This window comes from Cupriavidus pauculus, from assembly GCF_008693385.1.
GTDB classification, from domain to species: domain Bacteria; phylum Pseudomonadota; class Gammaproteobacteria; order Burkholderiales; family Burkholderiaceae; genus Cupriavidus; species Cupriavidus pauculus_D.
In genome coordinates, this window is record NZ_CP044065.1 from 1,350,151 (window position 1) to 1,370,312 (window position 20,162).

The following is a 20,162-nucleotide window of genomic DNA, read 5'->3' on the forward strand; positions in this document are numbered from 1 at the left end:
CACAGCGGCCATCGATACCGGGATCCGCAACCGCCCTGCTATGCCTGGAAGGCGTGCGCCCGATGCCAGGCCAGATATGGGCGAATGTCGCGGTGCTCCCCGCTTGTCAGCCGCATATGTGGCGTGACATTGAGCTGCACGAGGTCTCCGGGGGCGCAGCGACGAGCTCCGCAAGATCCGGAACTCGTTGTCGAAATTGATCAACCCTTTGCGGTTGACGACATCCCTAAGGCTTCTACGGTCAGAAAGCACTCTGAGCGGGAGTTCAGGCGAGCAATGGCCTCATCGATTTAACGGTGCGACCGTATCCGGGGATACGGCGAAAATCCAATCGGCTAAGACCCGATCAACTTGCTGCGCAGGCTTTCGCCCGCCAACGGCATATCGCGAAGCCGAAGTTTCGTGGCATCGAAGATGGCATTGCCAAGCGCACCCGCCGTGGGCCCCATGGGCGCTTCTGCGACGCCCAGAAACGGCGACCCCGGACGGTCAATAAGGTGAACGTTGACTTGGGTCGGCACGGAGGAGAACCGCATGATCGGATACGTCCCCCAATCGAAACTGCGTAACCCATTGGCGTCGAACTTCAGTTGTTCATAGAGAGTCCAGCTTGCCGACTGAAGGATGCCGCCTTCGATTTGATTGCGGACCCCATCAGGATTGACGATCTGCCCGCAATCAACAGCGGCTTCTGCATGAACGAGTCGGACCTTTCCAGTGTCCTTCTCAATCGCGACCTCCAGCGCAATCGCCATATAAGCCATGATGTTCTTGTACTTTCCGAACGCGAAGCCGTAACCGTGACCAGGTTTGCGTTTTCGATCGCTCCAGTCGAACTTGCTGGCGGCAAGACGGATGACATCGACAGCTCGCGGGTCGTCCATATGTTTTAGCCGGAACGCTACCGGGTCTTGACCGGCCGCCACGGCAAGCTCATCCATGAAGGTCTCGATCGTGAAGACGTTCATGTGAGCCCCCAGCGACCGCATCGCGGAAGTCCGAAGCGGCATGGTGGGCGAGAAGTTGTTCACGATATGGCGCTTCGGCAGGCGGTACAGCGGGATGGCGTTCCGATCGCCGCCGCCCTCTGGCTGCGTCATCGGCACAGACGGCGCAGGCTTGAAAGGCTTCGCGAGCAGCGTGGCCGGCAATAGTCGCCCCGCATTGACGACCCGTTCATTATGAGAGCTGCTCCACAGCGCATAGTCCCAGTTCACGATCGTCCCGTCCGCCGACAGCGATGCCTGGACTTCGGTGACCATTGCCGGTGTGTAGTGATCCCAAACGTGCTCCTGATCGCGCATCCACTGAACGCGCACGGGTCGGCCGGGAAGCGCTCGGGCAATCCACGCGGCATGGGCGGCGGAATCATCGGCGCCGTTGTGTCCATAGCATCCGGATCCGACGACATGGATGCAGCGGATTTTCTCCTTGTCCATCGAGAGCATTTCCGCCAGGCCATCGCGAAGGGGATACACCCCCTGAGAATGCGTCCAGACGGTCAGCGTGCCGTTGTCGAGATGAGCCACGGCCGCGGACGGACCGATCGATCCATGCATCAGGTATGGCTTGGTGTAGGTCGCCGAAAGCGTCTTCACCGCTTGGGGCATCGCCGCACTGTTGTCCGCGATCACGATGCGCTCGGTGGCAATTCCCTTGAGCTGCGCGTGTACGTCCTGGGGGCGTGGCAGGCTACGGCCCTTACCCCATTGGCATCCGGCAGACAGCACACGCTGCGCCTGTACGGACTGCCACTCATGCTGCGCGACAACGGCTAGCAGGTTGCCGTCGCGTAGCACGGCTACAACGCCTGGCATGGCGCGCACCTTCGTTTCGCCGACGGCTAGCAATGGCGCGCCGTAGACGGGAGGGAGAACCACTCGGGCGTGCACCATGCCTGGGAACCTGAGGTCCTGCACATAGCTCGCCCCACCGGTCACCTTTGCCGGAATATCGGTGCGCGGCATCGACTTGCCGATTACTGTGAACGATCCGGGTTCACGCAACGGCGAGGCAACTTTGGCGGTGACATGGAGGTTGACCGTCGGCAGAAGGTCGGCAAAGCTCACGGAGCGGCCATCCCGCGCGGTGATCCGGGCGTCGGCCACCGTCAGCGTGGAGACATCCACTCGAAACTTTCTGGCCGCTGCGTCGCTCAGCAACCCACGTACCTGTGCGGCGGCATTGAGCAATGCGCTCCCGCTGTCCGCCATCGTATGGCTGCCGGCTGTCAGTCCTTCATCCGGCGATCGCGCGGTATCTGCCGTGAGGAAGGTGATCAGATGGGGGGCGATCTGTAACTCTTCGGCGGCTACCTGATGCAACGCGGTCCGTACACCGGTGCCGAGTTCGACCTTGCCCGTGTAGACCGTGACGTGATTGTCGGGCGAGACCTTGATCCAGGCGTCGAGGAAAGGGTTGGTCTTGAGGCTACCCGCCAGCCGTTCCGTCTTTGTCCCGACCCGGACCGCCGCGCCCTCATCGGCAAGAACCAGCTCCGCCAGAGCATTGCTCGCGGGCAACAAGGAAAAGCCCACTACCAGCGAGCCGGACATCATCAAGGCGCGGCGCTTCGGGCTCTCGACATGATCCTCGTTCTGATCGTCGTGGTGGGTCATTGCTTGCTCTCCGGCTTCGACCGTGTTGTCTCGGGGGCGAGGCTTGCGGCACGGATCGCCGCCAGGATCCGCATATGTGTGCCGCACCGGCACAGGTTGGGTTCCATGTGCTGGAGGATCTCTGCGTCGGTCGGGCGCGGATTGCTTTCGAGCAGGGATTGGGCACGCATGATCATCCCTGCAATGCAATAGCCGCACTGCGCTGCCTGGTGGTCGATGAATGCCTGCTGGAGCCGCCCAGGCTTGTCGGCGGTGCCAAGGCTTTCGACGGTCCTGATAGCGCCATCGCCGACTGCAGCGACTGGCGTGAGGCATGAGAAAGTCGGCTTGTTGTCGACGATTACCGTGCATGCGCCGCACTGGCCCATGCCGCATCCGAACTTGGCGCCATTGAGGCCGAGGTGGTCGCGGAGGGCATATAGCAGAGGCGTCGCAGGATCGATCTCGAGGGCGTGCCTGGTGCCATTGATTGTGAGGTGGATCATCGCGATTGGTCTCCCTTCCGAATGTCGGCCGCGGTCTGCACGACATCCTTCCAGGGCGGCTGGTCGGTATAGGTCGCGCGTAGATAGTTAGCGATGTCGGCTATCTGGCGATCATTCAGCATGTGTTTGAACGGCGGCATGTAGTGCACCTCCCGCTCTCCTTGCCATTGCACGCCTTCCAACATCATTTGCACGGTATTGCGCGGCGTGGCCGCATTGACCGTGGTGCTTGTCGCGAGGCTCGGCCGTTGACCAAGGCTTTGCATGGGCGAGTTCTCACCGTGACACGCCGCGCATGCGGCCGAGAACAGGACCGCGCCTCGCTGGATGGAGGTCTTGTCCGCACCGGCATGATCGGGCGGCATAACGTCGCGGGTGCGCGGCTTCTGTAGCGATAGAAGATAGGTAGCGATGGCGTCCACATCCTCCTCGGGCACGGTGGCCAACTCTTGCGTGACCGGCAGCATCGGGCCAGCGGCGGCGCTGTGCTGCGATGACATGCCGGTACGCAGGTACGCGATCAACTGCGATTTCGTCCACGGGTGCGGCGACGAGGTGAGGGTGTTGAGCGAGGGTGCTTCCCAACCGTCCACCACGCCGCCATCGAACGCCTTCCCCCACTGTTCGCCGCCAATCGGGTTGAGAGGGGTGTGACATGCTGCGCAGTGGCCAAGCCCGTTCACCAGTTCGCGTCCGCGGTTCCATTTGTCATCGCGAGACGCATCCGTGGGTTCCGGGCCTTCTCGCAGGAACAGGACGTTCCAGAAAGCGACGAGCGGCCGGAAATTGAGGGGGAAGATGAGGGCGTTGTCGGGCGCCTTGCTAACGACCGGGTCGCGTTGCATCAGAAACGCATACGCGGCGGCGATGTCGCCGTCCGACATCCGCGTGTAATGTATGTACGGAAATGCGGGATAGAGCTGATGGCCGTCCCTCGAGATGCCACGGCGCATGGCGCGGGTGAAAGCCTCGAGCGACCATGACCCAATGCCCGTCTCCGCGTCCGGCGTAATGTTGGTCGTGTAGATGGTGCCGAACGGGGTAGCAAGCGGCAGGCCACCCGCGTAGGGCTTGCCGCCCGGTGCCGTGTGGCAGACCGCGCAATCACCGAGCGCCGCGACTCGCGAGCCATGCAGGACCAGTTGTCGGTCGAATGAGGAGGGCACGGGAGGGGCCGTCGGAGCCATCGCTTTTTCCCACGTCAGATAGATCGAGACGGCGACGGCAACGATCGCCGCGGCCGCCGCGAAGGTCAGTAGTGGGAAGAACCGATGTCGGGCTTTCATCGTTGTAGGGGTCCCGTTAAGTTTAGGAATGGCTCCTGCAATGCTAGGGATGCGGGTCGGTGGCGACAATGGACTGGTGGGTTCTATTCATTAACACCAAGGTCTAGATCCATTGAGACTTGATGTCCAGCGTGGCGCTCCTTCGAAGAGGCGCTGAATTGAACCGACGAAGCGAAGGGACCGACGACGCGAAGCAATCCAGGTGTGCGTCAATGTACGAGACGCATCGGCGCAGCACTATCATCTGGCGACGCAACACAGTTTTCGGCGCCGCGCAATGCACGATGCCGATTCCTGTGGGTCATCAACGTTGCGCTCCACGAGCCCGTCACGCATCCGCCTGCATGCGTGTCGAGCGGGATTGCGCCGGCGCTACGGTTGCTTGAATCGCTTCCTATAGGCCGAAGGTGTCAGGCCGACTACGCGCTGGAAGCGAGCGCGGAACGTGATGGCGGAGTCGAAGCCCGATGCTGAGGCCACCTGATCGACACTGGCGTCGCTCGTCTCCAGTAACTCCTGCGAGCGGCGGATGCGTTGCCGGATCAGCCACTGGATGGGCGTCGTCCCCGTTTGGTCATGGAAGCGGCGCGCGAAGGTGCGCGGCGTCATCCTCGCCTTGGCCGCGAGCGTGGGGACGTCGATGGGCTTGTGAAGATTCTTGAGCATCCAGTCGCAGAGCGGAGAGAGGCTCGACGCATTGCCGACCACCGGCTGCTGGATGAACGCGGCCTGTCCGCCATCGCGATGAAGCGGCGCGACGGCGAGCCTTGCCGCCTGCACGGCCATTGCCTGGCCATAATCACGCCCGACCAGATGCAGGCACATGTCCAGGCCCGCCGAACTGCCGGCGGACGTCACGATGTTGCCCTCGTCGACGAACAGGACATCGGTGTCCACGGTGAGGGCGGGATAACGTCGTGCCAGTTCTCCCGCCGCCGCCCAATGGGTTGTCGCGCGATGGCCGTCCAGCAGTCCTGCTTCGGCGAGCACGAAAGCACCGGTGCAGATCGAGGCGACCTGTGCACCGCCCTCGAGCGCGCTCCTTAACGTCCTGGAGGCACCTGGGGAGAGCCGCCGATCGATATCTTCCACGTCAGGCACGATGATGCGATCCGCGGCTAGTGCGTCCTCCAGCTTCCACGGCGCCCGGATATCGAAATGCCCGCCGGCATCCACCCGCGTCGTTTCGCCGCACACCATCACGCGGTATGCAGGCTTGCCATCGGCAAGCACAACGCGGGAGAACACATCGCAGGCGATGCCGAGGTCGAATGGCACGACGCCTTGAAGGGCCAGCACGGCGACGGTTATCAAAGCATCTCCTTGGATAGGACCGGACAGCGGGAACGCTCTACATTGTACGCAGCGGCTGAGACGCCCATCCGCCCCCCAGCGCCCGGAACAGGTCCACCTGGGCGTTGGCGATGCGTTCCTCTGCATCCGCCACCTGCGCTTGCGCGTCAGCGAATGTGCGCTCCGCATCGAGCAGGGCGAGGCTGTCGCTGCGTCCCTCGCGCTGTTGCGCGCGGACAATGCGTGCGGCGCGATCGGCCTGCTCGCGCGCCGCAGCGAGGGCGGTGCGCTGGTCGACGGCACGGGCATAGTTCGATAGTGCGGTTTCCGTCTCGGCCAACGCCTGGAGCACGCTGCCATCGAATGTCGCAAGCGCGCCCGCGCTGTCCGCCTGGGCGGCCGAGATACGCGCGCGGATGCGTTCCTGATTCGGGAACGACCACGAGATGCTGGGTCCCGCGAGCCATCGAAGCGGGCCGGCCCCGAAGAAGTCCCCCGCGCCGAACCCTGTCGATCCGATGGTCGCGCCAAACGATATGCGCGGATAGAGGTCGGCCGTCGCTACGCCGATCCGTGCGGTCGCGGCGGCCAGTCTCCGCTCCGCGGCGCGGACATCGGGCCGCCGGGCGAGCATCGATTGGCCGTCGCCGACGGGAATGGGCATATCGAGTGCCGGTAACGCGTTGAGGTCTGCTGCGGCGTTGAGGTCTGCTGCGTCGGCGGGCAGCTCTCCCGGCGCGCGACCGGTCAGGACGGCGAGCCGGAAGAGCGCCGCCTGCCGCTCGGCCGCGATGACCGGGATGTTCGAATGTCGCTGTTCCCGCAGCGCGGCGATTCGGGCGGTGTCCAGCGATGTCGCCATTCCCGCTCTCTCGCGGCCGTTCATGACACGCAGTGAGCGATCCAGCAGCGAGACGATCCGCTGCGCAACGGCAAGGCGCTGCGCAGCGCCGGCCGCGTTGAGGTACGCGCGCGTAGTGTCCGCCACGATGGCGACCTTGACGGCATCCCGGTCGGCTTGCGCGGCTTCGAAGTCGCCGCGTGCGGATTCGATGCCACGCCTCACCCGGCCGAACAGATCGATTTCATAGGCGATGCCAAAGCCCGCGTCGACGAGCGTGTGTTGACGATCCTGTCCGGGTAGCGCCTGGACGGCTGCCTGTCTCTGGCGGCTGGCCGTCGCATCGAATTCCGTGCCCGGATAGCGATCCGCGCCGGCATCGCGCAACATCGCGCGCGCGCGTTCCAACCGGGCGACGGCAACCCGGACATCGATGTTCGCAGCTAACGCGTCTTCGATCAGTCGATCGAGGATGGGGTCGCGATAGAGTCGCCACCAGTCGTCACGGGCTGGGCTCTGGTCATAGAGCGCAGGCGCCTCGCCGGCGGTGAAAGCGCCCTCGGCGCTAACGGGCACGCCTGGGGACACATAGTCGGGGCCGACGGCGCATCCGGTCAGGGCGAGTGCGAACAGGCAGAGCAGTGGCTTGAGTCGTTTCATGAATGCACCTCAATCGGCTTGCTGCACTGGCGTGGGCCCCGCCATCCGGCGGCCGGGGGACAGTCGTGCGCCAAGGGCGCGGCATACGACGTAGAAGGTCGGCGTATAGAGCAGCCCGAATCCGGTGACACCCAGCATGCCAAAGAACACCGCGGTCCCCAATGCCTGCCGAAGCTCGGCGCCGGCACCCTTGGCAACCAGCAATGGCACCGCGCCGAGAATGAATGCGAAGCTCGTCATGAGGATCGGCCGCAGGCGCGTTTGCGCTGCACGTACGGCCGCGGCGACCGGTGTCAGGCCATCCTGTTCTTCCGCCTGGCGGGCAAACTCCACGACCAGAATTGCATTCTTGGCCGCGAGGGCGATCAGTACCACGAGGCCGATCTGCGTCAGGACGTTGTTATCCATGCCGCGGAGCTGGATGCCGATCATCGCGGCAAGCAGGCACATCGGAACGATCAGGATGATGGCCAGCGGGAGCGTCAGGCTCTCGTACTGCGCGGCCAGCACGAGAAACACCAGCACGACAGCGAGCGCGAAGACGAGCGCAGCCGTGTTGCCGGCGATCTTCTGCTGATACGCAATACCCGTCCATTCTGTGCCGTATCCAGCCGGAAGCGTCTCCGTGGCCAGGCGCTCCATGGTAGCGAGTGAGCGTCCGGTGGAGGAGCCGGGCGCGGTGTCGCCGTCGACCTCTACCGCGGGGAACAGGTTGTAGCGGACAACGCGATATGGTCCCGTTTCGTCATGGAACGTGGCAACCGAGCCGACGGGTACCATCGCGCCTGCCGACGACCGTGTCTTGAGGTTGGCAATATCGGCCGTGGTGGCGCGATGCGCCTGGTCGGCCTGCGCCGTGACGCGGAACGTGCGGCCGAGCAGATTGAAATCGTTCACGTAGGCCGATCCAAGGTAGACCTGAAGCGCTTCGAACACACGCTCTGATGACACGCCCAGCATCTCGGCCTTGCGCCGGTCGATATCCGCGAAAACCCGCGGCGTCAGCGTATTGAAGAAGGTGTACACCTGCGACAGGCCCGCGGTTGCATTGGCTTTTGCGATGAGTTTTCCGGTTTCGCTGCCGAGTTCCTGATAGCCGTGGTCGCTGCGATCCTGCACCATCATTCGATAGCCGCCTGCGGAGCCGATGCCATCGATCAACGGCGGTGGAATGACCATGACACGCGCGCCATCGATATCCGCGGTCACTTTGCGTGCTTCCTCGAGAATGGCATCGGCATGACGCTGCCGCTCCTCGAATGGCTTGAGGGGGATAAACGCCGTCGCAGCGTTCGGCGAGTTGGTATTCGAAGCTGCATCGTAGCCGGGCAGCATGATCGTGCCCCGCACGCCCTCGATCGTCAGGAGCCGACGCGACACGTCCTGCAGCACGGCGTCCGTCCGGGACAGCGACGCGCCTGGCGGCAACTGCACCACCGTGATCAGATAGCTCTGGTCCTGCGGCGGAATGAAACCGGTCGGTGTCACCCAGAACAGCGCGAGGGTGGCCATGATGAGCCCGCAATAGGACAACATGACCCGCCTGGGGCGGGCGACCATCCATGCGGTCAGCCGTCCGTATGCGGCGCTGAAGGTGTCGAAGCATCGGTTGAACGCATCGCCCGCACGATGCAGCGCGCGGATGACCCGGTGATCGGCGGCCTTTGTCTCATGGGTGCGCAGCAGCTGCGCCGCGAGCGCGGGCGAGAGGGTGAGCGAGAGGACCAGCGAGATGATCGTAGCGCCCGATATGGTCAATGCGAATTGCTTGTAGAACGCGCCTGACAGTCCATTGAGGAAGAGCGTGGGAATGAACACTGCGCAAAGGACCAGCACGATGGCGACCAATGCGACCGAGACTTCGTCCATGGATCTGCGCGCGGCCTCGAGCGGACTGAGCCCGAGCCCGAGATTGCGCTCGACGTTCTCGACCACCACGATAGCGTCATCGACAACGATCCCGATGGCGAGCACAAGGCCGAACAGGGACAAACTGTTGAGACTGTAGCCGGCGACAGCGAGGAGGGCGAAGGTGCCGATAAGCGACACCGGGATTGCGACGACGGGAATGATTGCCGCGCGCCAGCGTTGCAGGAAGAGGAAGATGACAAGCACCACGAGCGCCGCCGCCTCCAGCAGGGTATTACGGACTGCGGCGATAGATTGCGCGATGAACTTTGTGGAATTCCACATGATGCGGTATTCGAGCCCATGTGGAAACGACTTCGCGGCCTCCTGCATCACGCGCTCGACGGTTTCCCCGGTCTCGAGGGCGTTCGTGCCCGGTCGCTGGAAGATGCCGATCATGATTGACGCCTTGCCGGAGAGATAGGCATTCGTGCTGTAGTCCGCGGCGCCAAGCTCGACGCGTGCTACATCCCGCACCCGAATTTGCCGGCCGTCCGCGTCGGTCCGGACGATGACGTCGGCGAACTGGTCCGGTTCGGAGAATCGGCCTTGCGTACGCACGTTCAGCTGGAACGCATCGGCGGATGCGCTCGGCGGTTGTCCGAGCGCGCCGGCGGCGACCTGTACGTTCTGCGCGCGCAGCGCGGCCACGACCTCGCCGGCGGTCAGATTGAGCGAGGCTGCCCGGTCCGGGTCGATCCATACGCGCATCGCGAATTCGCGGCTGCCGAAGATGATGGCGTCTCCGACGCCATCGATCCGGCTGAGCCGGTCGCGTACCTGCGTGAGGGCGTAGTTCGAGATGTAGTCCTGATCGAAGATGCCATCCGGCGACACGAGGTTTACCGCCATCAGCGCGCTAGGCGCCGTCTTGCGGGTGGTGACACCGAGGCGCTGCACGGCTTCGGGCAATCGCGGTGTCGCGGTGGCGACGCGGTTCTGCACGAGCATTTGCGCCGCGTCGAGGTTGGTGCCGACCTTGAAGGTCACCGAGATCGCTACCTTGCCGTCGCCAGTCGACTGGCTCGAGATGTAGAGCATGTTGTCGACGCCATTGATCTCCTGCTCGATCGGCGCCGCGACGGTTTCCGCCACGGTCTCCGCGGAAGCGCCGGGATATGTCGCGGACACGACAACAGTCGGTGGAATGATGTCCGGATATTGGGAGACCGGTAGTCGGAAGTAGGCGATGGCGCCGACAATGGTAATCACGACCGCCAGGACTGCGGCAAAGATCGGCCGTGTAATGAAGAAGCGCGACAGGCGCATGGGTGCTTTCCTAGGGAAATGGCCAATCAGGCCGCAATCAGGATGCGAACGTGGCTTCGCCCGATATCGCCGGGGCCGGCGCGGGACGAGCGGGCGCTGCGGGCTCGATGCGTGTCGGCTTCGTCAGCACCTTGCTGCCCGGGGTCGCCATCTGGATGCCGCCGACAACGACGTCGTCGGTCGGGGCAAGACCTGACCGCACGATGCGGAGGCCATCGACTGTGGGGCCCAGCACGACGGGTTTAGCTTCGACAATGCCTGCCTTGGTCACTGTCAGCACGACCTTGCGCGCCTGGTCAGTCTGGATGGCAGCGTCTGGAACGAGCAGGGCTGTCGTGGTGCCGCTGCTGGCCAGACGCATGTTGCCGAACATGCCGGGTGTCAGGAACAGATCTCGGTTGGGCACGACCGCCCGAAGCCGGATGGTCCCGGACCGTGGATCGAGACCGTTGTCGGTAAAGTCGAGCGCGCCGTGCCAGCGGTAATCCGTTTCGTCTTGCAGGCGGACTTCAATCGCCGACGTCTTGGCGCCATCCTGTCTTGCGCGTAGGGCCTTGAGGTAGAGCGCTTCGGACGCCTCGAACACGAAGTAGATTGGGTCGAGGGCGTTGACCGTCGTCAGCAGGGTGCCGCTTGTGCCTTCGCCGGTGGCGACGAGGTTGCCCGGGTCAACGCGCCGGTACGACACCCTGCCGGCGATCGGCGCACGGACTTCCGTGAAATCCAGTTCCAGCAAGCGCGCGCTGACGCGTGCTTGCGCTGCAGCGACGGCGGCAACGCCGGCCTGAACGCGTGCGTGGAGGCGGTCGAGCTCGCTTTTGGAGACGGCCTCGTCGCCGACCAGACTGTCTGCGCGTTGTGCATCCGCTCGGGCCAATGCGAGCTCGCTGCGCGCGCTAGCCAGGTTCGCGTTGGCTTCGGCAAGGGCGGCCGCGAATGGCCGTCGGTCGATGGTAAACAGCAGGTCGCCGCGACGCACGGTCGCGCCATCCGTGAAGTGCACCGCCACGATCTGCCCTGAAACCCGTGGGCGAATGTCAACCGTGCGACTGGGTTCGAATCGGCCGATGTAGGTGTCCCATTCGTTGATCTGCCGTGAGAGCGGGATCGACGTCGACACCGTCGGGGGCGTCATCGCCGCATTGGCGACCGGGGCCTTTCTGACGGATGCGAGGAATGCAATGCCGAGGAGAGCCAGGGCGATGCCTGCCATCCCTGCGGTTCGCCATCGTGATGTGCGGGGCCGGGAGCCCGATATGGCGGGTTTATCAAGTTTGGTGTGAGTGTTCATCCAATCGTCGATCGATGGTTGCCGAGTCGACCGGCATTTTCACCACCGTGGGGCCAAGGGAGAAAGGACGAACTTCCCTCGTTTCTGGTCATGCGACAGGTGTGGCAGAAAATGATCGTAATTAGTCATTTCTGCCACTCACGTCCTGGCCCGAGTGCGCGATATAAAGCTACGGTTTCGTTTTTTCAGACCGGGGGCTTTACTCCATGCAGTCGCCGTCGATACTTCGTCATCTCGAAATCGCGTCCGTGATCGAGGGCACCACGCTTGTTCTTCTGCTTGGCATCGCCGTGCCGTTGAAGCATCTGGGTGGGTGGCCGATCGGTGTACGGATTCTGGGTCCGTTGCATGGCCTCGCGCTGTTGATTTATCTGTGGATCGCCATACAGGCCGTCTCCGGCGCAGGGTGGCCGCGCCGCGAATTACTACGGGTGTTTCTGCTGGCGGTGCTCCCGCTTGGCGGCTTTTTCAACGCGACATTCATTGCCCGCAAGATCGACACGATAGAAAAGGGGCAGGCCCAATGAGTGCCTTGGCGCTATACCCCTGGATCAAGGCGTTGCATGTCGCCGCGTCGCTGATGTTTACCGCAGGCGTGATAGCTGTAGCGGCGTTTCTGTGGGCTGCCGGCAAAGCCGCGGCAGACGTCGCGTCGGTGGCAGGCGCGCTTCGTCGATGGGACAGGGCGGTCACCACACCCTCGATGCTGCTCGTGGTGGTACTGGGGTTCGTCCTCGTCCGATCTGGCGGGTGGTTTGGCGCGCCTTGGCTATATGGAAAGCTTGCCATTGCGCTGCTGGTCGCCGCTGCGCATGGAATGCAAGTCGCAAAACTTCGCCGGCTGGCCGGCGGCGCCGAGGTGACGCGTTGGCGGCTGGGTCCATGGCTAGTCGCGGCATTTGCGTGCATTGCGGTGCTGGCCGTGGCGAAGCCGGCATGAGCCAGAGCCCGTGTTGAGTATGGACGCTTCGCTCGCGCTTCGGCATATCGGTTTTTTCGTTTATCCAGGCTTTCAGATACAGGACCTCAGCGGTCCGCTCGCGGCCTTCGAATTGGCGGGATCCGGCGCCGGCGCGCCGCCATACCGTTGCCACGTGGTGTCCCATGCCGGCGGAGACGTTGCCAGCTCCGGCGGTTTGCGGATCATGACTTCGTTGATGCCATCGACGCTGGATACGCTGCTCGTCGTGGGTGGGGAGGTGTCCGACGATCCGGCCACGCTGCCGGCGATTGACGCACATCTTGCGACCGCGTTACAGAACGGTACGCGGCGCATCGGCAGCGTTTGCACGGGGGCATTCATTCTGGCCAGGGCGGGGTTGCTCGAGGGTCGTCGCGCGACGACGCACTGGAAGCACTCGCGTCAGTTGCAACGGATGTTTCCCGGCACCCGAGTTGAATCGGACCGCATTTACATCAAGGACGGCAATATCTGGACGTCGGCCGGGGTGACCGCGGGCATCGACCTCGCGCTCGCGCTCATCGAGGAGGACCTCGGCCACGCCGAGTCCCTGTCGGTGGCCCGACACCTCGTGGTCTATCACCGTCGGCCCGGTGGGCAGTCTCAGTTTTCCGCGCTGGCGGACATGGAACCGGAGTCGGACAGGATGCGGGAGGTGTTGAGCTATATGCGCGAGAACCTCAATGCGTCCTTGTCTACTGAAACACTGGCGTCGATTGCCTGCCTCAGTCCGCGCCAGTTCGGACGAACGTTTCTGGCCGAGACCGGCGAGACCCCCGCGAAGGCTGTCGAGCGGCTGCGCGTCGAGGTGGCGCGTCACCGCGTGGAACGGAGTGCCGAACCGATTGAAAAAATCGCCGAGGTAGTGGGATTCGCGGACCCTGAGCGCATGCGCAGGGCATTCATCCGAATCACGGGACATCCGCCGCAGAGTCTGCGACGGATGGCGGACTGATGTTTGGCATCACCATCTCTCACCTGAGCAGAAGGAAGCGCGAACAGATAGCCCCCTTTGCCTGAAGCCGCCTCATTCGCTGAACGTCTCGAATAGCAGTTCCCGCAGCCACCGGTTGCCGGGGTCGCGCTGATACTTGGTGTGCCAGAACAGGTTGATGGCGATTTCGGGTAGCGGCACGGGGCAGGGTACGTACGAGAGCCCGAACGGTTCGGCGCACCGTTCCGCGAAGCGTTCCGGCACCGTCGCCACGAGGTCCGTCTCATGCAGGATATGGCCCACCGCCACGAAGTGAGGCACGACCAGCCGGATGTCGCGCTCCACGCCCGATCGCTTCATCGTCTCGTCGGCAACACCGTGCCCCGAACCCGCCGAGACTACGACCACATGCTTGGCCGCGCAAAATTCCTCGCGCGTCAGCGTGCCCTTGTCCAGCGCGTGCCCCTTGCGAAAAAGGCAGACATAGCTGTGACGTAGAATCCGGCGCTGCATGAAGCCCGTCTTCATGTCCGGTATCCAGCCGACGGCCAGGTCCACACGGCCGGCCTCCATCTCGTCGCGCAGATTCACGGTCGCGTTTCGCACCGTGCTGATGGTCACGCCAGGCGCGATCTTCTCGAGCAACCCCGTCAGCGTCGGCAGTATATAAATCTCGCCGATATCGGTCATCGCAATCGTGAACGCGCGCTTGCTGGTCATCGGATCGAACTTGACCTGTTGATTCAGCGTGCTGTGAATCGTGCTGAGCGCGTAGCTGATGGGCTCCGCAAGCTGCTGGGCATAGGGCGTCGGCTCCATGCCACGCGAGGTGCGCAGAAACAGTTCGTCCCCGAGAAGTTTTCTCAGTCTGTTCAAGGCGTTACTGACGCCAGGCTGCGAGATGCCGAGCGTCTCCGCGACCCTGGACGCGCGGCGCTGCTTGAGCAACTCCGAAAATACGAGCAGCAGATTCAGGTCGACGTCCTTCAGATCCATGGTCCTTGGCCTCCTGAGGCGTTGGGCTATATCACGCGCAGTGATTCATTGTATTGCTGCCTTTCTATTTATTAATAGCGGGGCTTCTACCAACATTCAGTCCGACAACCCAACACGTCGGACCGAGGTAGACGCAATATGGAGCTGACCGTTCTCCCCACAGACCACAGGATTCCGATCGAATCCGGATCGAATCTGCTCGAGCTGCTGCGCAAGCACGGTGTACCCGTGTCATACAGCTGCCTGGCCGGCCGCTGCGGCACCTGCCGCTGCAGGGTCACCGAAGGCAAGGTAGTCGAATCCGGGCGCGACGTACTCTCGGCGTCGGTCAACGACGGCCAGTTCGTGCTCGCCTGCCAGACGACGCTGACAGGCAGTTGTGCCATCGAAATCCCCGAGGCGGACGAGGTCGTCGTGCATCCGGCGAAGCTGCTCAAAGGCGTCGTCACCGGCATCGACGCGCTCACGCATGACATCCGTCGGCTGCGCCTGCGCACCAACAAGCCGCTTTCGTTCTCGCCGGGCCAATACGCCACGCTCCAGTTCGCCTCCGGCCACATCCGGCCCTACTCGATGGCAAACATCGAGGGCGATGACGAGCTCGAGTTCCATGTGCGGCTCGTACCGGGCGGTCGCGCTTCGACCTATATCGCCGAGACGCTCAGGGAAGGAGACACCGTGCGCGTGAGCGGTCCGCTCGGCACCGCCTACCTGCGTCGCCTGCACAAGGGGCCGATGTTATGCGTGGCCGGTGGCACCGGGCTGGCGCCAGTGCTGTCGATCGTGCGTGGCGCGCTGGCAGCGGATATGGACAACCCCATCCGCCTTTATTTCGGCGTGCGTAGTCCGCGGGACCTGTACGGCGCCGACATGTTGCGGGACCTCGCAACGAGGCACCCGGGACTCGATGTGCACATCGTCGTCAGCGAGGATGCGGACGGCTCCGGCTATCGCGGTGGCCTGGTCACCGATGCCGTGGCGCAGGACCTGCCCGACCTGACGGGCTGGCGAGCCTATGTCTGTGGGGCCCCGCCGATGGTGGAGGCGGCGCAGATCCTGATGCGGCAGCGAGGATTGCCCCTCGAACGCATCTATGCGGATGCGTTCTACGCAACCGGCATCTAAGACTTTTACCCCCAAGAGAAACAGGGCGCTCCCACGCATAGGACGCCCTATTCGGAGACGACCGTGATGTCCGAACAACCCATCCAATTTGTCGATCGCAGGGCCTGGAAGCAGGACGGTTCAAGCCGCGTCCCTTTCTGGGCCTACACCGACGACGATCTGTATCGCCGCGAGCTCGATCGCATCTTCTACGGCAAGCACTGGAGCTATGTCGGCCTCGAAGCCGAGATTCCCGAGCACGGCGACTTCAAGCGCACCGAGATCGGCGAACGCTCTGTGATCATGGTTCGCGACAAGGACGGTTCGATCAACGTCGTGGAGAACGTCTGCGCGCACCGCGGCGTCGCGTTTTGCCGCGATCGCAACGGCAACCGCAAGGATCTCGTCTGCCCGTATCACCAGTGGAGCTATGACCTCAAAGGCAACCTGCAGGGCGTGCCGTTTCGGCGCGGCCTGAAGCAGGATGGCAAGGTCAACGGCGGCATGCCAAAGGACTTCTGTCCGGACAACCATGGTTTGACCAGGCTCGGCGTCGCGGTGCGCAATGGCGTGGTGTTCGCGTCGTTCGATCACGACGTCGAGCCGCTCGAGGAATTTCTGGGGCCCGACATCGTGCGGTATTTCGACCGCGTGTTCGACGGGCGCAAGCTGGTGATTCACGGCTACTCGCGCCAGCGCATTCCGGCGAACTGGAAACTGATGCTGGAGAACATCAAGGATCCGTATCACGCGGGTCTTCTGCATACCTGGTTCGTGACTTTCGGACTGTGGCGTGCGGATCAGAAGTCGGCCACGGTGATGGATGTGCACCGGCGTCACGGCGCGATGATGTCGCGCCGCAACTCGGGCGGATCGAGCGCCGTCACGCAGGGCATCACGAGCTTCAAGGAAAGCATGGCCCTGGAGGACGATCGCCTGCTCGACGTCGTGCAGGAAGACTGGTGGGGCGACCACACGGTCGTGATGATGACGCTGTTCCCGAGCGTGATCATCCAGCAGCAGGTCAATTGCATGTCGACGCGCCAGATTATCCCGAGCGGCCCCGATGCATTCGATTTCGTCTGGACGCACTTCGGCTTCGAGTCCGACAGCGAAGAAATGAAACGCCGGCGTCTGCGGCAGGCAAATCTCTTCGGTCCGGCGGGATTCGTCTCCGCGGACGACGGGGAGGTGATCGAGTTCTCGCAGGAAGGTTTCACGCAAAAACCGGGGCAGGAAACGATCGCGGAACTTGGCGGGGTCGACTACGAGAACACCGACCACATGGTGACCGAAGGTTTGATTCGCGGCATGTACGCCTACTGGCGCCGCGTGATGGAGGTATGACGTGCTCGATTTCCCGACTTATTCCCAACTGACCGGACTGTACGCCGACTATGCGGCTGCGCTGGATAACGGCGAATGGGACCGCTGGCCCGAGTTCTTCATGGAAGAGTGTGTCTACAAGCTGCAGCCGCGCGAGAACTTCGACCGAGGCTTTCCGCTAGCGACGATGTCGCTCGAAAGCAAGGGCATGCTGAAGGACCGTGTGTTCGGTGTTCGCGAGACGCTGTTCCACGATCCGTACTATCAGCGGCACGTCGTCGGCGCGCCACGCGTACTGGGCGACGACGGCTCCCTCATTCGCGCCGAGGCGAACTACGCCGTGTTTCGTACCAAGCAGAGCAAGCTCTCCGAGGTCTTCAACACCGGCCGCTATGTCGATGTCGTACAGCGCACGCCGCAGGGGCTCCGGTTCGCATCCCGCATTTGCGTGTTCGACTCCGAGATGATTCCTAACTCCATCATTTATCCGATCTGAGGTATCCGGCATGACTATCCATTGGCTGGTTGTCGCACCGCGCAGCGCGGTGCCGGAAGGCGACGTCATCGGCGTCCAGATCGAAGGGCGCGATATCGCGCTATATGACGTGGACGGCGAGGTATATGCGACGGACAACGTCTGCACCCATGGCAATGCCCGTCTTTGCGACGGCTTTGTCGACGGACACGAGATCGAATGTCCGTTGCATCAGGGCAAGTTCGACGTCCGCAACGGTCATCCCACCTGCGAACCCGTGACGGAGAAGCTCCGGACCTACGAGGTTCGTATCGAGGACGGCCAGGTGATGGTCGGAATCGATTGATCGGGGCCTCATCATGACGCATTCCAACGACGCGGCATACAACGTGCCGCAGCAGTACATCGACGGCATCTGGCGCGAGGGGACGGCCACCACCGCAACGCGTATCGTGAATCCGGCAACGGAGGCTGTGCTGGGCGAGTTGAGCCACGCATCCTCATCCGATCTCGACGAGGCCATTCTGGCCGCGAAAGCCGGCTTCGCGCTGTGGCGCAAGGTGACACCCTACGAGCGGGGCAGGCTCATCGAGCGAGCCGTGGCGCTGATGCTCGAACGTCGCGAGCACATTGCCCGCCTGATCACGCTGGAGCAAGGCAAGCCGCTCGTGCAGGCGCGCGCGGAAGTCACCGTTGCCGCGGACATGATCAAGTGGTACGGGGAGCAGGCGCGGCGGATCTATGGGCGCATTGTGCCGTCCCAGTTTGCAGGCGCCCAGATCTTCGTGCAGAAGGAGCCGGTGGGCCCATGCGCGCTGTTCTCGCCTTGGAACATGCCGGTGCTGCTGGCAGGCCGGAAGCTAGGCGGTGCACTGGCCGCGGGTTGCTCATGCGTCATCAAGCCCGCGGAAGAGACGCCTGCGGGCGTCGCGGCGATGGTGGCATGTTTTGTCGAGGCCGGCGTGCCCGCCGGCGTGATCAATCTCGTCTTTGGACAGCCCGCCGATGTTTCCTCTCGGCTGCTGGCCTCCCCGGTCATCCGGAAGGTCTCGTTCACCGGCTCCGTCGCGGTGGGCAAGCTGCTGGCGCGGCAAGGGGCCGACAACCTCAAGCAGGTGACGCTCGAGCTCGGAGGGCATGCGCCGGTCATCGTGATGGGCGACGCGGATATCGATAGTGCGGTCGCACAGACCGCGGCGGCCAAGTTTCGCAATGCTGGCCAGGTCTGTCTCTCGCCGACCCGCTTCTTCGTTCAGTCGTCTGTCTACGAACGGTTCGTCGATGCGTTCGGCAAATACGCCTCGCAACTGCGCGTCGGCAATGGGCTAGACCCAGAAACGCAAATGGGGCCGCTGGCCAGCGATCGCCGGCTTCTGGGTGTCCAGAGTCTGGTCGACGATGCCGTGCAGCAGGGCAGCACCATCGTGAGTGGCGGCACGCGCATCGGCGATCGCGGGTTCTTCTACGCGCCCACCGTGCTGTGCGATGTGCCCGCCAGCGCCCGCGCAACGTGCGAGGAGGCGTTCGGCCCCATCGCACTGATCACGCCGGTGGCCGATGTCGACGAGGCGATCTCTGCTGCCAACGCGTCCGAACTGGGGCTCGCATCGTATGCATTCACCGATTCCGCCGCCGCGCAGGCGCGTCTGGCCAGCGAGATCGAGGCGGGCGTGCTGGCGATCAACAACATCGCGGTGTCGGTCGCGGAGGCGCCGTTCGGCGGAGTGAAGGACAGTGGCTATGGCTACGAGAGCGGTGAGGAGGGACTCGAAGGGTACCTCCATACCAAGACGATTCACCGGCAGGCCTGACGCCGTTGCCCATACCTATCGATGCAGAACATGAACGAGACCGAATTCCCCGCTCATCGACCCGTTGTTGCCATCACCGGCGCGGCATCGGGCATCGGCGCACAGACCGCCCGGCTGCTGTCCGATCGCGACGCCATCATCATCTCGCTGGATCGCGTAAAGCCGGCATTCGCCGTCGATTACCACATCGCCGTCGATCTGGGCAACCCGGCGTCGATCGATGAGGCAATCGACGAGCTGCCATCGGGGCTTGACGCGCTATGCAATGTCGCGGGCGTGCCCGGAACCGCCGGCGCGGATCTGGTCGCGCGCGTGAATTATCTTGGGCTTCGCCACTTGACCGAGCGCGCCTTGCCCAGGCTCCGGCGCGGCGCCGCGATCGTAAACGTTGCATCGACGGCGGGTCAGGGCTGGCAGCAGCGGCTGCCCCAGCATCTGGCGCTTGCCCGCACCGAAGGCTTCGCGGAGGGCATGGCCTGGCTCGCGCGCCATCCGGTAACCGACGCGCAGGCCTATCCGTACTTCAAGGAAGCATTGATCGTCTGGGCGATGCATCACGCATCGAAATTCCGCGACGAGAACCATGTACGCATGAACTGCGTGAGCCCCGGGCCGACCGACACGCCGATTCTCAATGATTTTCGCGAATCGCTGGGTCAGGCGAACGTCGAGGATGCGATTCGCCGCGCGGGTGGGCTAGGGCGTCCGGAAGATATCGCGCCGGTGATTGCCTTCCTGCTGGCACCGGAGAGTGCCTGGGTCGTGGGCACAAACGTCATGGCGGATGGTGGGCTCGTGTCGTCGCGCCTTCTCGATATGCCATCCGGTCTGGTTCGGTAACGCGGGGCACGCTGCGCAACCTGGGAAAGCGGGGCGAGCCATCGGAGCATGGACGTACCTGCTG

Annotated in this window: 17 protein-coding genes; 9 read left to right on the top strand and 8 right to left on the bottom strand. The window is 63.5% G+C overall.

Translation table 11 applies throughout. From position 1 onward, the window contains the following. Window positions 1-335 precede the first annotated feature (335 nt). From FOB72_RS06150 to FOB72_RS06180, 7 genes are all read right to left on the bottom strand, one after another. Window positions 336-2,618: a xanthine dehydrogenase family protein molybdopterin-binding subunit gene (locus tag FOB72_RS06150; RefSeq protein ID WP_150371726.1), complete on the bottom strand. Its 2,283-nt coding sequence runs from the start codon at window positions 2,616-2,618 to the stop codon at window positions 336-338. Then, the gene (locus FOB72_RS06155) at window positions 2,615-3,103 is read right to left on the bottom strand and encodes a (2Fe-2S)-binding protein (RefSeq protein ID WP_150371727.1); all 489 of its coding nucleotides are present in this window, start codon (window positions 3,101-3,103) and stop codon (window positions 2,615-2,617) included. Before FOB72_RS06155 ends, FOB72_RS06150 begins: the two co-directional genes overlap by 4 nt. Further along, a complete protein-coding gene (locus FOB72_RS06160) occupies window positions 3,100-4,389 on the bottom strand; it encodes a c-type cytochrome (protein ID WP_150371728.1) in 1,290 nt (429 codons plus the stop codon). Before FOB72_RS06160 ends, FOB72_RS06155 begins: the two co-directional genes overlap by 4 nt. A gap of 372 nt (window positions 4,390-4,761) precedes the next feature. Beyond that, on the bottom strand, window positions 4,762-5,703 hold the full coding sequence (locus FOB72_RS06165; RefSeq protein ID WP_150371729.1) for a GlxA family transcriptional regulator: 942 nt from the start codon (window positions 5,701-5,703) through the stop codon (window positions 4,762-4,764). Between the two features lie 37 nt (window positions 5,704-5,740). After that, on the bottom strand, window positions 5,741-7,183 hold the full coding sequence (locus FOB72_RS06170) for an efflux transporter outer membrane subunit (protein WP_150371730.1): 1,443 nt from the start codon (window positions 7,181-7,183) through the stop codon (window positions 5,741-5,743). 9 nt (window positions 7,184-7,192) lie between these two features. Next, on the bottom strand, window positions 7,193-10,360 hold the full coding sequence (locus FOB72_RS06175; protein WP_150371731.1) for an efflux RND transporter permease subunit: 3,168 nt from the start codon (window positions 10,358-10,360) through the stop codon (window positions 7,193-7,195). Window positions 10,361-10,397: 37 nt separating this feature from the next. After that, complete coding sequence (locus FOB72_RS06180; protein WP_223851434.1) at window positions 10,398-11,573, bottom strand: efflux RND transporter periplasmic adaptor subunit; 1,176 nt, start codon at window positions 11,571-11,573, stop codon at window positions 10,398-10,400. Between the two features lie 284 nt (window positions 11,574-11,857). Here FOB72_RS06180 and FOB72_RS06185 point away from each other — a divergent pair, with 284 nt between their 5' ends. Genes FOB72_RS06185 through FOB72_RS06195 form a run of 3 tightly spaced genes read left to right on the top strand, consistent with a single transcriptional unit; the run spans window position 11,858 to window position 13,567 of the window. Further along, complete coding sequence (locus FOB72_RS06185; protein ID WP_150371733.1) at window positions 11,858-12,178, top strand: DUF3817 domain-containing protein; 321 nt, start codon at window positions 11,858-11,860, stop codon at window positions 12,176-12,178. Next, window positions 12,175-12,591, top strand: coding sequence for a DUF2269 family protein (locus tag FOB72_RS06190; protein ID WP_150371734.1), 417 nt, complete (start codon window positions 12,175-12,177; stop codon window positions 12,589-12,591). Before FOB72_RS06185 ends, FOB72_RS06190 begins: the two co-directional genes overlap by 4 nt. A gap of 19 nt (window positions 12,592-12,610) precedes the next feature. Then, window positions 12,611-13,567: a GlxA family transcriptional regulator gene (locus tag FOB72_RS06195; protein WP_150371735.1), complete on the top strand. Its 957-nt coding sequence runs from the start codon at window positions 12,611-12,613 to the stop codon at window positions 13,565-13,567. Window positions 13,568-13,639: 72 nt separating this feature from the next. Here the strand turns inward: FOB72_RS06195 and FOB72_RS06200 are convergent, their stop codons facing one another. Continuing rightward, window positions 13,640-14,542, bottom strand: a complete 903-nt coding sequence (locus FOB72_RS06200) for a LysR family transcriptional regulator (RefSeq protein WP_109581052.1) — start codon at window positions 14,540-14,542, stop codon at window positions 13,640-13,642. Window positions 14,543-14,680: 138 nt separating this feature from the next. Between FOB72_RS06200 and FOB72_RS06205 the strand changes: the two genes are divergently transcribed. The 6 genes from FOB72_RS06205 (at window position 14,681) to FOB72_RS06230 (ending at window position 20,098) form a co-directional block, all read left to right on the top strand. After that, entirely contained in the window at window positions 14,681-15,667 is a 987-nt protein-coding gene (locus FOB72_RS06205; protein WP_150371736.1) for a 2Fe-2S iron-sulfur cluster-binding protein, read from the top strand. Between the two features lie 66 nt (window positions 15,668-15,733). After that, window positions 15,734-16,993, top strand: coding sequence for an aromatic ring-hydroxylating dioxygenase subunit alpha (locus tag FOB72_RS06210; RefSeq protein ID WP_150371737.1), 1,260 nt, complete (start codon window positions 15,734-15,736; stop codon window positions 16,991-16,993). Between the two features lies 1 nt (window position 16,994). Further along, window positions 16,995-17,468 (top strand): aromatic-ring-hydroxylating dioxygenase subunit beta, encoded by a 474-nt coding sequence (locus FOB72_RS06215; protein ID WP_109581055.1) that lies wholly within the window; start codon window positions 16,995-16,997, stop codon window positions 17,466-17,468. A gap of 10 nt (window positions 17,469-17,478) precedes the next feature. Continuing rightward, window positions 17,479-17,793, top strand: a complete 315-nt coding sequence (locus FOB72_RS06220; RefSeq protein WP_109581056.1) for a non-heme iron oxygenase ferredoxin subunit — start codon at window positions 17,479-17,481, stop codon at window positions 17,791-17,793. A 13-nt stretch (window positions 17,794-17,806) separates the two neighbouring features. Further along, window positions 17,807-19,258 carry an NAD-dependent succinate-semialdehyde dehydrogenase gene (locus FOB72_RS06225; protein ID WP_150371738.1) on the top strand — a complete coding sequence of 484 codons (1,452 nt, stop codon included), beginning with the start codon at window positions 17,807-17,809 and terminating at the stop codon, window positions 19,256-19,258. Between the two features lie 30 nt (window positions 19,259-19,288). Further along, window positions 19,289-20,098, top strand: coding sequence for a coniferyl-alcohol dehydrogenase (locus FOB72_RS06230; protein ID WP_150371739.1), 810 nt, complete (start codon window positions 19,289-19,291; stop codon window positions 20,096-20,098). Window positions 20,099-20,162: the final 64 nt, after the last annotated feature.

Bases quoted from the DNA above. Each gene is read 5' to 3' on its own strand.
- FOB72_RS06150 (WP_150371726.1), bottom strand. From the start codon at position 2,618: ATGACCCACCACGACGATCAGAACGAGGATCATGTCGAGAGCCCGAAG.
- FOB72_RS06155 (WP_150371727.1), bottom strand. From the start codon at position 3,103: ATGATCCACCTCACAATCAATGGCACCAGGCACGCCCTCGAGATCGAT.
- FOB72_RS06160 (WP_150371728.1), bottom strand. From the start codon at position 4,389: ATGAAAGCCCGACATCGGTTCTTCCCACTACTGACCTTCGCGGCGGCC.
- FOB72_RS06170 (WP_150371730.1), bottom strand. From the start codon at position 7,183: ATGAAACGACTCAAGCCACTGCTCTGCCTGTTCGCACTCGCCCTGACC.
- FOB72_RS06175 (WP_150371731.1), bottom strand. From the start codon at position 10,360: ATGCGCCTGTCGCGCTTCTTCATTACACGGCCGATCTTTGCCGCAGTC.
- FOB72_RS06180 (WP_223851434.1), bottom strand. From the start codon at position 11,573: ATGGCAGGCATCGCCCTGGCTCTCCTCGGCATTGCATTCCTCGCATCC.
- FOB72_RS06185 (WP_150371733.1), top strand. From the start codon at position 11,858: ATGCAGTCGCCGTCGATACTTCGTCATCTCGAAATCGCGTCCGTGATC.
- FOB72_RS06190 (WP_150371734.1), top strand. From the start codon at position 12,175: ATGAGTGCCTTGGCGCTATACCCCTGGATCAAGGCGTTGCATGTCGCC.
- FOB72_RS06195 (WP_150371735.1), top strand. From the start codon at position 12,611: ATGGACGCTTCGCTCGCGCTTCGGCATATCGGTTTTTTCGTTTATCCA.
- FOB72_RS06200 (WP_109581052.1), bottom strand. From the start codon at position 14,542: ATGGATCTGAAGGACGTCGACCTGAATCTGCTGCTCGTATTTTCGGAG.
- FOB72_RS06205 (WP_150371736.1), top strand. From the start codon at position 14,681: ATGGAGCTGACCGTTCTCCCCACAGACCACAGGATTCCGATCGAATCC.
- FOB72_RS06210 (WP_150371737.1), top strand. From the start codon at position 15,734: ATGTCCGAACAACCCATCCAATTTGTCGATCGCAGGGCCTGGAAGCAG.
- FOB72_RS06220 (WP_109581056.1), top strand. From the start codon at position 17,479: ATGACTATCCATTGGCTGGTTGTCGCACCGCGCAGCGCGGTGCCGGAA.
- FOB72_RS06225 (WP_150371738.1), top strand. From the start codon at position 17,807: ATGACGCATTCCAACGACGCGGCATACAACGTGCCGCAGCAGTACATC.
- FOB72_RS06230 (WP_150371739.1), top strand. From the start codon at position 19,289: ATGAACGAGACCGAATTCCCCGCTCATCGACCCGTTGTTGCCATCACC.